The 13,351-nt window shown below is 60.1% G+C and carries 12 protein-coding genes; 8 read left to right on the top strand and 4 right to left on the bottom strand.

What is annotated here, in order from left to right; genetic code table 11:
- Complete coding sequence (gene kdsA / locus AC1DW4_RS14960; RefSeq protein ID WP_477018055.1) at window positions 1–867, top strand: 3-deoxy-8-phosphooctulonate synthase; 867 nt, start codon at window positions 1–3, stop codon at window positions 865–867.
- Window positions 868–956: 89 nt separating this feature from the next.
- On the opposite strand, the gene rfbA is transcribed toward kdsA, so the two are convergent.
- The 3 genes from rfbA to rfbB are packed head-to-tail and all read right to left on the bottom strand — an operon-like array spanning window position 957 to window position 3,773.
- On the bottom strand, window positions 957–1,829 hold the full coding sequence (rfbA, locus tag AC1DW4_RS14955) for a glucose-1-phosphate thymidylyltransferase RfbA (protein WP_477018054.1): 873 nt from the start codon (window positions 1,827–1,829) through the stop codon (window positions 957–959).
- A complete protein-coding gene (rfbD, locus tag AC1DW4_RS14950) occupies window positions 1,826–2,722 on the bottom strand; it encodes a dTDP-4-dehydrorhamnose reductase (protein ID WP_477018053.1) in 897 nt (298 codons plus the stop codon). Before rfbD ends, rfbA begins: the two co-directional genes overlap by 4 nt.
- Complete coding sequence (gene rfbB / locus AC1DW4_RS14945) at window positions 2,715–3,773, bottom strand: dTDP-glucose 4,6-dehydratase (RefSeq protein ID WP_477018052.1); 1,059 nt, start codon at window positions 3,771–3,773, stop codon at window positions 2,715–2,717. The genes rfbD and rfbB overlap by 8 nt, the downstream gene beginning before the upstream one ends.
- 348 nt (window positions 3,774–4,121) lie before the next feature.
- Here rfbB and AC1DW4_RS14940 point away from each other — a divergent pair, with 348 nt between their 5' ends.
- From AC1DW4_RS14940 to AC1DW4_RS14910, 7 genes are all read left to right on the top strand, one after another.
- A complete protein-coding gene (locus AC1DW4_RS14940; RefSeq protein ID WP_477018051.1) occupies window positions 4,122–4,766 on the top strand; it encodes a class I SAM-dependent methyltransferase in 645 nt (214 codons plus the stop codon).
- Between the two features lie 206 nt (window positions 4,767–4,972).
- Complete coding sequence (locus tag AC1DW4_RS14935) at window positions 4,973–5,899, top strand: alginate O-acetyltransferase AlgX-related protein (protein ID WP_477018050.1); 927 nt, start codon at window positions 4,973–4,975, stop codon at window positions 5,897–5,899.
- Window positions 5,900–5,972: 73 nt separating this feature from the next.
- Window positions 5,973–7,694, top strand: a complete 1,722-nt coding sequence (locus tag AC1DW4_RS14930; RefSeq protein WP_477018049.1) for an AMP-binding protein — start codon at window positions 5,973–5,975, stop codon at window positions 7,692–7,694.
- A gap of 29 nt (window positions 7,695–7,723) precedes the next feature.
- Entirely contained in the window at window positions 7,724–7,969 is a 246-nt protein-coding gene (locus tag AC1DW4_RS14925) for an acyl carrier protein (RefSeq protein WP_477018048.1), read from the top strand.
- A 94-nt stretch (window positions 7,970–8,063) separates the two neighbouring features.
- Window positions 8,064–9,173, top strand: a complete 1,110-nt coding sequence (locus tag AC1DW4_RS14920; RefSeq protein WP_477018047.1) for a GSCFA domain-containing protein — start codon at window positions 8,064–8,066, stop codon at window positions 9,171–9,173.
- A gap of 2 nt (window positions 9,174–9,175) precedes the next feature.
- Entirely contained in the window at window positions 9,176–9,883 is a 708-nt protein-coding gene (locus tag AC1DW4_RS14915; RefSeq protein WP_477018046.1) for a hypothetical protein, read from the top strand.
- A 40-nt stretch (window positions 9,884–9,923) separates the two neighbouring features.
- Window positions 9,924–11,192 carry a right-handed parallel beta-helix repeat-containing protein gene (locus AC1DW4_RS14910; protein WP_477018045.1) on the top strand — a complete coding sequence of 423 codons (1,269 nt, stop codon included), beginning with the start codon at window positions 9,924–9,926 and terminating at the stop codon, window positions 11,190–11,192.
- Window positions 11,193–11,199: 7 nt separating this feature from the next.
- On the opposite strand, the gene AC1DW4_RS14905 is transcribed toward AC1DW4_RS14910, so the two are convergent.
- Window positions 11,200–13,068 (bottom strand): SGNH/GDSL hydrolase family protein, encoded by a 1,869-nt coding sequence (locus AC1DW4_RS14905; RefSeq protein WP_477018044.1) that lies wholly within the window; start codon window positions 13,066–13,068, stop codon window positions 11,200–11,202.
- Between the last annotated feature and the right edge of the window lie 283 nt (window positions 13,069–13,351).

Below are 13,351 nucleotides of genomic sequence, written 5' to 3'. Positions count from 1 at the left end.
ATGAGTGCCCCCAACGCCGTCATCACCCTGTCCGGCAACGGCATCACGACCCCCGTGGTCATCGGCGGCGGCGCGCGCATCGCCCTCATCGCCGGACCGTGTCAGCTGGAAAGCCGCCAGCATGCCCTGGAGATGGCCCATGCCCTGAAGGAGATCGGTGAACGGCTGAACGTCGGCATCATCTACAAGACCAGCTTCGACAAGGCGAACCGCACCAGCGCCAACGCCGCGCGCGGCCTGGGACTGGAACAGTCGCTGCCGATCTTCGACGAAATCCGCCAGGTCACGGGTCTGCCGGTCCTGACCGACGTCCATTCCGAAGAGCAGGCCCGTGTGGCCGCGCAGGCCGTCGACGTGCTGCAGATTCCCGCCTTCCTCAGCCGCCAGACCGACCTGCTGCTGGCCGCCGCCGCGACCGGCAAGGCGATCAACATCAAGAAGGGTCAGTTCCTGGCCCCGTGGGACATGAAGAACGTCATCGCCAAGGTCACCGGCGCGGGCAATCCCAACGTCATGGCCTGCGAGCGAGGGGCCAGCTTCGGCTACAACACCCTGGTCAGCGACATGCGGGCCCTGCCGGTGCTGCGCGACATCGGCTGCCCGGTCGTGTTCGACGCGACCCACAGCGTGCAGCAGCCGGGCGGACAGGGGACGTCGTCGGGCGGCCAGCGCGAGTTCGTGCCCGTCCTGGCCCGCGCGGCGGTGGCCGTCGGCGTCGACGCGGTCTTCATGGAAACTCACCAGGACCCGGACCACGCCCCGTCCGACGGCCCCAACATGGTGCCGCTGGACCAGTTCGAGGCCCTGGCCGCCGAACTGCTGTCCTATGACGACCTGTCCAAGGCGCGAATGGCAAAAGCGGCCTGAAGGGGTCGTCGACACCCCCCCCAATGGGTGAGCCAGGCGGCGTTTCACCGGCGCGCGACGGCATCCTGAAGAGCCTGCCTTGCTGATATCTAGATCTTGTCGAGTCCGACCTGGCGCAAGTATTTGCCGTAGTCGGACTTGCCCAAGGCATCGGCAAGCCTTCCCAGCTCTGCCGCGTCGATGAATCCCATCTGAAACGCCACCTCTTCCGGGCACGCGATCTTGAAACCCTGGCGCTTCTCAAGGGTCCGCACGAACTCGGCGGCTTCTACCAGACTATCTGGCGTCCCCGTGTCGAGCCACGCATAACCGCGCCCCATAATCTCGACCGACAGCTTTCCGCGTTCCAGATAGATGCGATTGACGTCGGTAATCTCCAGTTCTCCGCGCGGAGAGGGCTTTAGGTCCGCAGCGATATCAACGACAGCCCCATCATAGAAATAAAGGCCAGTCACAGCCCAGTTCGATTTGGGAGCCTCCGGCTTTTCCTCGATCGAAAGAGCTCGCATTTCCTTGTCGAATTCCACCACGCCATAACGTTGGGGGTCGTTGACGTGATACGCGAAGACGGTGGCTCCCTCCGTGCGCGACATGGCGCTGGTGAAAAGGCTGCTGATACCGTGGCCGTAGTAGATATTGTCGCCCAGGATCAGCGCTGAAGGGTCACGGCCGACGAAATCGGCTCCGATGACATAGGCCTGCGCCAGGCCGTCGGGGCTGGGCTGGACAGCGTATTCTATGTTCATCCCCCACTTCGAACCGTCGCCCAACAAAGCCTGGAATGAGGGCGTATCGCGGGGCGTTGAAATGATGAGGACCTCTCGAATACCGGCCAGCATCAAGGTCGACAGGGGATAGTAGATCATTGGCTTGTCGTAGATCGGCATGAGCTGCTTCGACGTGACCATCGTCATGGGATGCAGCCGCGTACCGGAACCGCCAGCCAGAATGATGCCTTTCATTTCGTAGTTCCCTGGTTCAATTCGACGAGCACGTCGTCAAGCGCTTCGGTCCACGCCCTGGGTCGCACCTTATAGTCGGCATTCAGCTTGGACGTGGCCAATCGGGAGTTGGCGGGGCGGCGCGCCCGGGTCGGATATTCCGCCGTGGTGATCCCGACAACCTCAGGCCCCGACGACGTGCGATCGTTGGCGAAGATCGCCTGGGCAAACTGGCACCAACTCGCCTCGCCCGAATTGACGAAATGGTAGATGCCGGTCGGCGCCGACGCATCGGCCATCATTCGCAACGTGATCGTCCTGAGCGTTTGGGCGATGTCGGCGGCCGAGGTTGGGCATCCGCACTGATCGGCCACGACCTTCAAGACGGCGTTGGTCGCTCCCAGCCTGCGCATTGTTTTCACGAAGTTGTTTCGATGAGCGCTGAACACCCATGCCGTTCGCAGCACGACGGAGCGGGGGTTTCCCGCCCCGACCGCCAGCTCGCCAGCCATCTTGCTGGCTCCATAGACACCCAGAGGAGCAACGGCATCGGATTCGGAGTAAGCGCCCGGCGCGGACCCATCGAATACATAGTCGGTGGAAACATGGACAAGCGGGATGCCAGCCTTGCGCGTGGCGTCGGCCAGGAGGGCGGGACCCATGGCATTGGCGAGAAACGCCTGCGCTACCTCATCTTCGGCCTTGTCGACGGCGGTATAGGCGGCCGCGTTTATCACCGCCGCGAACGGCGTTGTCGCGAAGGCCCGGCGGATTGAATCTGCATCGCCCAAGTCCAGAGAGGATCGGTCAGGGGCGTGCAGACGGATGTTGTCGGGCCAGGCGGCGCGGAGGAGCTCGGTTCCGACCTGGCCCGACCCACCCGTGACCAGAACGTGATGTAGAGCCTCAGCCATTGGCCACGCCAAGTCGCTGGGTCGCGTAACGATTGTCGAGGATGGCCTGCCACCAAGGCCGGTTGTCGAGATACCATTGGACCGTATGGGCGATGCCGTCCTCAAACGTCAGGGACGGCTCCCAGCCCAGATCGGCGCGAATCTTGGAAGCGTCGATCGCGTACCGGTGGTCATGACCTGGGCGATCCGCGACGTAGGTGATCTGGCTGGCGTAGGATACACCGTCTTCCCGAGGCCTGACCTGATCCAGGACCGAGCAGATCGCATTGACCACGTCGATGTTTTTCCGCTCCGCATTGCCACCCACGTTGTAGGTTTCGCCGGGCACGCCGCGTTCGAAAACGGCCTGGAGAGCGCGCGCATGGTCGTCGACGAACAGCCAGTCACGCACGTTCGAGCCGTCCCCGTAAACGGGCAGCGGCTCGCCCGCGAGGGCCCGCAGGATGATCAATGGGATCAGCTTTTCCGGGAAGTGATAGGGACCATAGTTGTTCGAACAGTTGGTAACCAGAACCGGCAAGCCGTAGGTATGGCCCCATGCGCGGACCAGATGGTCCGACGCGGCTTTCGACGCTGAGTAGGGCGATCTCGGGTCGTATGGGGTGGCCTCGGTGAAAAGACCGTCCTCGCCCAGCGAGCCGAACACCTCATCGGTTGAGATGTGGTGGAACCGGAACGCGGCCTTGTCGGCGTCCGACAAGCCCCGATAGAAGCCCAACGCCTGTTGCAGCATGACGAACGTCCCGACGACGTTGGTCTGAACGAACTCGCCAGGCCCATCGATCGATCGATCGACGTGGCTTTCAGCGGCCAGATGAGCGACGATCTGCGGTCTGAAGCCCTCGAGGGCAGCGGCGACCGCATCGGCGTCCACGATATCGCCGCGGACGAATCGGTATCGATCACTGCTTGCGGCGGGATCGAGCGAAGCCAGAACCCCGGCGTAGGTCAGCTTGTCGAAAACCAGAACTTCGTGATCGCTGTTGGCGATCAGATTCCGGACAAGGGCGGACCCGATGAAGCCCGCTCCGCCCGTAATGAGCACTCGCATTTGACAATCCCTCGCCACAACCAACGCCCTCTTGGTCGAAGAAGGCGACAGCGAGCCGGTCTATTGTGTTTCCGCAGCGCATAAAACCCTTTCGGTCAACGACCATCCGCTCTTTTGATCATGTGCCCCTCGGGTGCAGGACTGGGCATCGCCCGTCCGGCCAGCATCCCGTCAGGTACCCAGACGATGCGGATTCAGCCACCGGCCTCCAAGGCCAGGCGGAGCTAGCATCCAATGGCGGCCTTTGCTAAGCGGAAGGCTACGGAGAAATCGCCGACGACAGACGTTCTATAGTTCGCGAGAATCGTGGAAATTCTGGCTTTAGCCAACAAAAACTTGAGAGACTCGATGTCTTTACTGAACGAGCTCGGCCTGAAATATCGGACAGACAAGGCCGTGGACGGCAAGCGCGGCGAGCCGGGCAAGGGCCACGACTATCTTCGTGTCTATGAGCGTTTTTCGCTTCTGGAGCGCGAACAAGTCGGAAAAGTGCTGGAGATCGGCGTTCAAAAAGGCGCTTCCATCAGGATGTGGGCGGAGTATTTCCCCCATGCGACGGTCTATAGCCTGGACATCGCAGAGAGCGCCCTTAACGTCACGGGCGACCGCATTCACATCGAATTGGTTGATCAGTCGGATGCGGCTGCCCTGACCGCCTTTGCGGTGAAGTACGGTCCGTTCGATCTGATCGTAGAGGACGGATCCCACATCTGGTCGCACCAGATCATCGGAATACGGACCCTGCTGCCTCATTTGAATAAGGGTGGACAGTATATCGTAGAGGACCTGCACACGAGCTACGCGGCCGATTTCGGCGAACCGGACGGCACGACCGGCGTCGAGTACGTGCTGAAGTGTTGCGAAAAGGTCATGGGCGGAAATCGAGTGCGATCCTCACCGGCCGAGGACGCGCTGATCCATTCGCTGTCCGAGACCATCGACAGCATCATGGTCCTTCGATACGCGGCGGTGTTTTTCGCGAAAACCGCTTGAAAGACAGTCGACCATCATCGCCAGAGGTCGGTAAGACAGCGCTGGGAAGACGCCGGTCCGTATTCATGGAGCCCGGGTCGATCGGCCGCTGCAAAACCCTGGCTTGAGCCGCGAGACTTGATGCTTGAAACACAGCCGGTCGCCTGAGACGCTGACAGCGTGCCGACCGAGCCCAATGCGGTCCAGTATGACCGGGAGGAGAGTGGATGTCATTTGCGGGCAAGGGTGCCGAGGTCGATGACCCTTCGTTGAGCAACCTGCGGATCGGTCAGGACGGATGGCTGTACAGTTGGTCCAAGGGTCTATCGGCGCGTCAGGACGGCTCATCGACCTACCACCCCGCTCAGATCGCCGCGATCCTGGAGAACCTGGATTCCCGCGCCGCCCGCGTCCGGGCCGTCGGTGCCCAGTACGTATTTTTCGTGTCGCCCGACAAGACGACCATCTATCCCGAGCATCTACCAGAGGACGTGATCTTTTCGGGAGAGTCTCACTTATCTCAACTGCGGCCCCACCTGTCAGACCGCAACTATTGCTTCGATTTGTTTGCGCCATTGGCGTCAGAAAAGACTCGCCAAAGAGTATATTTCAAAACCGACTCCCATTGGAACTATCAAGCCGGCCGGATCGCTGCCGACAAGCTGCTCAATCATCTGGGCCAGCACCCTCTGAACTCGGCTGATTTCGTTGAGACTACTGCAACCCAGATCATGGATCTGGGGCGCTACGTAGATCCGGTTGAGCCTGAGACTTTCGTAAAGTACACCGAGCCGGCAGAGAAACCATTCAGGCTTTTGTATACAAATGGAAAATTCAGCAAGGCACGAGTACAGGTATTTGAGGGATCAAATCCCAATCTGCCAACCTGCTTAATGTTTCGAGATTCCTACAGTTCCTTTTTTATAAACTACCTGATCAATAGGTTTTCGCGGATTACTCTCGTGGCCACCAGGGATTTTTACGATGACATACTGGAATCCGAGAGACCAGATATTGTAATAACACAGATTGCAGAACGATATCTGGGAACGGTCAGGAAAGATCATCTGTCGCCGTCCTGTGAGGAGACATTCGGCGTCACGCCCGATTTTCTGAAATCGCAATCGTCACAGCTTCTCGCTTCCTCGGCGTGACACATCATGCGAATGCCGGAACATACTGCAGCACATTCCCTCCCAGGTCCCGTAGCGACAGCGGATTGAAACTTTGAGCCTTGACCAAGCCGAGCAGGACGGGATTGCTCTCGCTGGCGATGAGACCATCATCGACCGCGTAATGTCGCACGGAAGGCTGGCTCCTGACGCGCCGTGCGTCATCATCCGCAGCCTGGCGGGAGATGTGGCCCTGACGCGGGCCGATCTGATCGCCGCGAGCCAGGTATGGGCGCAACGCTTTCAGGCCCTCGGCCTGTCCAAGGGCGACATCGTCATCATCATGATCGACCACCGGGCGGATCTTTTGTCGACCTATCTTGGCGCGATGATCGTCGGGTGCGTGCCTTCATACATGCCCTATTCCACGGCCAAACAGGACCCAGACCTTTATCGTAAGGCCCATCGTGATCTTTTCAGGCGAATCAAGGCCAAGCTGGTCGTGACCATCGACGCCTGGATCGCTGAGCATGGTGAGGCATTTTCCGACAGCGATCTCAGACTGCTGAGCGTCGACGGCAGCCTCCCGGGTGAAGACGCTCAGGCACCGGCGGGCGAGCATGTTGCCTTTCAAAGTTCTGGCGATGACATCGCCCTCTTGCAGCACAGCTCGGGCACGACCGATCTCAAGAAGGGCGTATGCCTGAGCCATCGGAGCGTCCTGGCTCAGGCCCAGGCCTATGGAACCGCGATCGAGCTCAGTCCCGATGACGTGATCGTCTCCTGGCTGCCGCTCTATCACGACATGGGGCTCATGGCCTGTTTCATACTGCCACTGGTCAACGGCGTGCCCGTGGTGATGGTCGATCCCTTCGTCTGGGTCCGACAACCTCACCTTCTGCTGGCGGCGATCGAAGCGTTTGGCGGAACCCTGACATGGCTGCCCAACTTCGCCTTCCATCACCTCGTCCGAACCTGTGCGCAGGGAAACAGCTACGACCTTTCGCGCATGAGAGCGTTCATCAACTGCTCCGAACCCTGCAAGGCCGCGACGCTGCGCGAGTTTGAGGCCGCCTTTCTGCCCATGGGGGTCAGACGCGATCAGTTGCAGACCTGCTATGCCATGGCCGAAACAACCTATGCTGTGACGCAGTCCAAGCTGGGACTTCATGCTCGAGCGCTCGCCGTCGGGGCAGACCGCCTGTCGCGCACTGGTCAGGTCGCGACCGTGGACCGCGACGATGATGTCGCGACCGAGTTTCTTTCATGCGGCCGGCCGATCGAGGGAACCACCCTTCGGATCTTCGACGATCAGGGCAATGCGTGTGCGGACGGATCGATGGGGGAGGTCGGGATCCGCAGCACGAGCATGTTCTCGGGCTATTTCGAACTTCCGCAAGCGACCGAGATGGTTTTTCGCGATGGTTGGTATCTCAGCGGCGACCTGGGCTTCGTTCAGGACGGCGAGCTCTATATCACTGGGCGCAAGAAGGAGATGTTCATCGTTCGCGGGCGGAACTTCTTTGCCCACGAGGTAGAATCGGTGGTCAATAGCTGTCCTGGGGTCAAGCCGGGTCGGGCTGTGGCTATCGGTGTCTTCAGCGATACGCTTGGCAGCGAGGAAGTCATCGTAATCGCGGAATCCGAGATCGGCGACGCCCAGGCCAAGCGTCAACTCTCAAACGCCGTCAAACAAGCCCTCGACGAACGCATGTCGCTTCAGGTCAGGAGCGTTGAAATCGTCGAGCCAGGCTGGCTGATCAAAACCACCAGTGGCAAGATCAGCAGGAAAGAAAATCTCGCGAAATATCGATCCGAGAAGCAATCGAGGTTATGACTTCCACTGGCCCTTCCTGGAAGTTCCGCATGACAGACCGTGAGATTTTGGACCGCCTGAGCGCGCTCATTCGCTTGACGTTCGGCGCGGACGAAAGCGTTCCCGTCGTTCGCGAGACCGAGTCCTACGACATAGATGGCTGGGACTCGCTGTCACACTCGACGCTTCTCATCATGGTCGAAAGGGAATTCGGAATTTCCATTTCGCCGGACGAGGGCGAAGGCTTCGAGAACGTCGGCGCGCTCGCTGATTTCATCGCACAGAAAATCCGGTAACGCGCTGCGTTCTGCCGAAAAGAAAGGCCTTGCCATTTGCGTCCGGGGCCGGCGCTGAATAGGTTGGGCCTCAAATCCAGGATGGAGGTCCGACATGTCCAATCCTTATGTCGACCTCCCTGAACGCGCTTTCTGGAAGCCGGCTGTGGCGTCGCGGAGCCTGTTCGACCTGAGGTCGGTCTGGCATCCCAAATTCTTCATTGAGCCTTCCGACGTGTTCGTGACATTCGGGTCGTGCTTCGCACAGCATATCGGCAGGGCGCTCAGCGCACGCGGCTTTTCCTGGTTCAACGCGGAACCGGCACCCAATGGGCTGTCGGACGAAAATTCGCGTCGCTTCAACTATGGGATCTTTTCCGCACGTACCGCCAACATGTACACCACCTCCATCCTGGAGCAGTGGACCCGCTGGGCTACGGGCGCTGCCTCACCGTCCTCGGAGGCTTGGAAACGGGACGGCCGGGTCTACGATCCTTTCAGACCGGTGATTGAACCTGGCGGCTTTATTTCAGCGGGCGAAATGCAGGCCAGCCGGGCCGTGGCCATCGCGGCCTTCCGCCGCTGCATCGAGACGGCCGATTATTTCGTCTTCACCCTGGGTCTAACCGAGAGCTGGAAGAACGCCGCAGACGGACATGAGTATCCGATGTGTCCCGGCACGGCGGCCGGCACCTTCGATCCCAAGTTGCACATTTTCGAGAACCAGAGTGTCGTCGAAATCATGGCCTGTCTGGAACGGGCAATGGAGATGATGCGCGACCTGAATCCGAAACTGAAGTTTCTGCTTACGGTCTCGCCGGTCCCGCTCACAGCCACGAACTCGGGCAATCACGTCATGGTCGCCACGATGGAATCCAAGTCCATCCTTAGAGCGGCGGCAGGTCAGCTGGCGCGGTCGCGACCCGATACCGACTATTTCCCTTCCTATGAGCTGATCAACAGTCCCGTGATCAAGGGCACCTTCTTCGATCCGAACCAGCGCGACGTGAACGCCCGGGGGGTCAGTTTCGTCATGGATAATTTCTTCGAAGGCGTTCAGGCGAAGCAGGCTGAAAAGGCACCGCCCCCGGTTCTGACCAAGAAACAGATCGCGCTGGCCGCTGCGGCATCTGTCGCCGATGCGAAGGCATCGACGGATGCCAAGGCGGGGCCGGACGACGTGGTCTGCGAAGAGGAACTTCTGGCCGCGTTCGGAGGGCGTTGAGAATGACGAAGAAGATCTGCGTCCTCGGTTCGAGCTATATTGGCGCAGTTTTCAGCGCCTATAAGGCGGACCGTACCTTTCGCGATCGGTATGAAATCGACTTCTATGGTCACAGCAATGGCGGTTTTCCCAACGTCGATGTCATTGGAGGACATTTTCGTAATGTCCGCTTCAAGTCACCTGCGGTCAGCGTCGATGTGTCGACGTACGATGCATTCGTCATCTATGCGGACCTGCCGTCACCGCAGGATATCGCCAAGTTCACAGCAGGCTGTGCTGCCAGTGGATGCTCCAGCCAGGTCACCGAGGCGGTAATCTCGGACATCATAAAGGCGAAGACTTCCTACCGCCTGTTCCAAACACTGCGTGAACTGACCGGGAAGCCCGTTTTTCTAATCTCGGCCAACGTGGTGTTGGTGAGCACCATCAAGATGACGGACGCCAGGTACGACTACAACGTGAGTATGATCGAGAAGGTGCTCGGACCCGGAACCTATCTACCATTCCCACGTGATCTGTTCGACAGATCCTACATTCCACTCGGGGAGTTCTACCGAGGGTCCATCGCATTGACCGGCGAACCGCCGGAAAATGGGGATCCGGGCCATGACAATCATCATATGAACGAAACCGGTGGTGCCCGGGTTCTCGCTGCGATCATCGCGCGACTGGACGAATCGATCGAAACGCTGACATCGGCGGCTGCCTGAAAGCCACGATATAGCCCCCAACCGCCCGCACGCTGACGTCATGATTGTGCGTCGCGCTTTACTTTTGGGATTGGCGGTAACGGCCGCACTGCGCGAGCGTCCTGATGTCGGAGACATCGACATCCTCGCCCCGGAGGACTTCGGCGCTGTGTCCGGTCACGTGCCTCTGCGGATCGCCCTAGCCAATACCAAGGCTTTAGTGGCTGCGTTGAACGGCGCGCGGCTGATCGACGGTGGCGGGCTTTCCTATGACGTGATTGGGGAGCTCAGACCCACGACCGCCGCGCGCCTTCGATCGATCACCCTGCGGCAGCGGTCTCGAGACCCATCGCTGGAAAAGACCTATGTCATCGACGGCATTCCTCGCGGGGAAATCCTGATGCAGGACGTCGTGATCGATATGGCGGGGCTGCAGCAGAGCGCCGGTATGGGCCAATGCTCCGCGATCCAGATCAGCAACTGCGCGTCGGTCGTGTTCCGGAATGTCAGCGTCATAAACGGCGGTGCGATCACCGGAGCCAAGATCATCGGGGTGGGGACAGTGGTCGTGGAGGGCTTTCACGCCCATGATTTCGCGCCGCGCTATAGTCGACAACCCAACGACGACGTCTGTCAGGGCATTGAGTTCCAGCGCTGCAGGGACTTTCAGATCCGAGGATCAACAATGTCGAACCTGGCCGCCTGGTGGCCGGATCGGCCGGCGGTTTCGCGGCAGTATTCCAGAGGCATCGTATGCGGCCAGACCCGAGGAGGGAGCATCAGCGCCAACAGCATAGGGCCCGGCATCGAGCAGGGAATCGATATCAGTTCGAGCGCCAATCGCGGGCTTCGCGTCTTCGACAACAGGGTTCTCGATGCCGGCACCTGGGGCATCAAATGCGCCAACCATTTTCGGGACATCGTCATCAAGGACAATGTCATCGAGCGACCGGGGTGCGCGGGAATCGTGTGCTCAGCGCCTGGTGACGCGACTGGCGAAGCTCCAGGCGACGTTACCATTGTCGGCAATACAATCACGAACGCGGGCGCGTCAGGTCTGTGGTCGGCATCCGAGCCGGCCGGCATCATCTTGTATGCGCGTGTGGAGGCCGGCGGAAATGCGCCCTCAGGCATCACCGCGTCGGGCAATCGTATCGTGGATGACCAGCCGACCCATAGCATGGCGCGCGGCTTGGACGCATTAACGGCACCGCCGGGGGGCATTGGCCCTCCTCGTCCCTGGGCCGCGGCGTCTGGGGCCACGCCCAACAGGGAATATGACAACGTCGTCGTCGGCTATCGCCTTGAACGGGCACGAGGTTGGGGTTGATCCCATATCAGGAGAAGATCAAGCCCAGATAGCGACCGACGGCCTCGAGCTCACGCGCGCCTGGATGATTTCCCATGCTCGCCGCGGAGTGAGAACGATGCGAGAGCCCCACCACGCCCTCGTTCCCCTGACCTAAAAGAGGTATGGTTGGGCACCACGCTGCCCCCGCCTCTATCGCGCCCTGAATGACAGCGTCGTGCGTCAGCCGCCACAATGCGGGATCGCGGCTTTTGAAGCCCGCATTCTGACGGCACGGGGCGACAACCAAAGCTTCAGACCCGTTGGCCCGAATGAAGTCGCAGATCACGCGTATGTTGGCGCAGGTATCGATCACACCACCGATATCGTTCATGCCGAACGCAACAATCACCAGATCCGGTCTTGAAGCGCCCAGGGCGGCGAGGCGTAAGGGGTGGGCTCCGTTCAGATACTCAAGCCCATCCATCACCCGGGCATTGGCATCGCTGGTGGTTCCCGCAATGCCCCAATTCTCGTATCGGACCGACACGCCCCAAGCAGTCTCGATCAAGCGTTTGAGCGTCCAGTTCCATCCCAGGTGGTGATGAACAGAGCCTTCACCGTCGCCGTGATCGAAGGTTTCAACGCCCGCCTTCCAGTCTTTGCCGTAGCACTCGAAATATCCCATCCGGTCGCGAAGGGCACCGTCCGGGCTGGTGTTCTGAACCCCTTCCCGGCCACCCAGCGCCGTAATGCTGTCGCCGTATCCCGCGAGGCGAAGCGATGCTCCTCTTCGCAGCTTTTGGAATGTGAGCGGAAGACGTTTCCGGCAATCCTCAAGCCAAACAAGATGTTCGACCTCGGACCCGACCGCTGTGAGCGAGCCACCAGGGACCAGCGGAATCAGCTCCACATCCTGATGGGTGGTGTAGAGCGAATATAGAGGGATCGTTCCTGGTGCCGGCACGGCCGCATATTCTTCCGGATCACGGCTCCTGTCGGCTCCCACCGTCAGCTCCAGTTCGCCGGTACGCGTATTCAGCGCCAGGACGTCGTAGCGGCTGTCGTGCCCGGTATAGTTGACGGTGACTTCCAAGCCCGCAGTGAGACTTTCGATCCGTAGAAATCCCCTTTCGCCGTCTGCCGTCAGAAGGAGCGAGGGTTCATCGTGAGTCAGGCCGGTGAAATGACGAAACAGCGTCTTGAATTCGGTGCCTGGGGTGGTGCCGATCCTTTGCCTTACCGATTGCGATCCTGGCCGGGGAACGACGATCTGCTGCGCGGTCGTTACGACCTCGGTTCCGAAACCCTGGAATACAAGGGGCGGGATGGTCAGGCTGTGCGGCTGCCTCAGGAGGGGCGAAACATCCCGGGCACCCAGTGTGAAGGGTCGAATGCCCGGCATCGGCTGCGGGCTTCCTCGCTCGTACAAAGACCAGGCCAGTTCAAATTCGCCGTCAAGCGCGATCCGTCGACCAGACGCGTCGCCATAGAAGCTTTTCGCACTGACCCTAGAGCGATCGAGCACGCCGGCTGACAGCGCCGCCGGCCGGCCAGCGACCAAGGCCGAGATTTCGAATATCAGGATTTCGCCCGCTTTGGTCGTTCGAAGTCCATCGAGCGAAAACCGAGTACGGACAGGAACCCGCGCCGGCTCCTCACCAAACAGGGCGCGGACCGGGAAGGACCGGCTGAGCAACGCTTGGGCTGCCTCAACCCGGGGACCCGTAGTGAGACCTGAACGCGAGCTCAGCTCCCAGCTGCGAGGAGCCTTTTTGGCTGTCTTTACCGAGACCTTGAGGCGCAACTCGTCGATGGCACCGAGATCGTGCAGATAAACGTCGATCGCTGCCAAATCCACGCGGCGATCGGCCGGAACTTCGACCCCCCAGCTGCACGGCAGAAAGGCGTCAGACAATGTTGCCAGTCGCCCTGACCAAGGACGACCAGCAAATATTCGGGCTGCCTTATCCTGCATCGGGGCCCGATGCTCGAGTACACACACGGCCTGACAAGGCCTTCATGCTGCGTCGATGAGATAACCAGAAGCTATATTCGACTCTTTGATTCTTCGAGATCACGAAGCGCCTTGAGCTGCTTTTTTGACACAACAAGCATTTCGGCAAGATGCCGCTCAATCTGCTGCAGGACGGCCAATTCAGGCGCGGGCTTCGGTGGGGTCGCCATGTGTAAGTAATACC

The organism is Brevundimonas sp. P2_A6, from assembly GCF_056404975.1.
Note: the sequence above shows the minus strand (reverse complement) of the source record. Positions and strands in the feature narration are given on the sequence as shown.

Excerpts from the sequence above, each read along its gene's own strand:
- AC1DW4_RS14940 (WP_477018051.1), top strand. The coding sequence starts at position 4,122 with ATGTCTTTACTGAACGAGCTCGGCCTGAAATATCGGACAGACAAGGCC.
- AC1DW4_RS14910 (WP_477018045.1), top strand. The coding sequence starts at position 9,924 with ATGATTGTGCGTCGCGCTTTACTTTTGGGATTGGCGGTAACGGCCGCA.
- AC1DW4_RS14920 (WP_477018047.1), top strand. The coding sequence starts at position 8,064 with ATGTCCAATCCTTATGTCGACCTCCCTGAACGCGCTTTCTGGAAGCCG.
- AC1DW4_RS14925 (WP_477018048.1), top strand. The coding sequence starts at position 7,724 with ATGACAGACCGTGAGATTTTGGACCGCCTGAGCGCGCTCATTCGCTTG.
- rfbA (WP_477018054.1), bottom strand. The coding sequence starts at position 1,829 with ATGAAAGGCATCATTCTGGCTGGCGGTTCCGGTACGCGGCTGCATCCC.
- kdsA (WP_477018055.1), top strand. The coding sequence starts at position 1 with ATGAGTGCCCCCAACGCCGTCATCACCCTGTCCGGCAACGGCATCACG.
- AC1DW4_RS14935 (WP_477018050.1), top strand. The coding sequence starts at position 4,973 with ATGTCATTTGCGGGCAAGGGTGCCGAGGTCGATGACCCTTCGTTGAGC.
- rfbD (WP_477018053.1), bottom strand. The coding sequence starts at position 2,722 with ATGGCTGAGGCTCTACATCACGTTCTGGTCACGGGTGGGTCGGGCCAG.
- AC1DW4_RS14915 (WP_477018046.1), top strand. The coding sequence starts at position 9,176 with ATGACGAAGAAGATCTGCGTCCTCGGTTCGAGCTATATTGGCGCAGTT.
- rfbB (WP_477018052.1), bottom strand. The coding sequence starts at position 3,773 with ATGCGAGTGCTCATTACGGGCGGAGCGGGCTTCATCGGGTCCGCCCTT.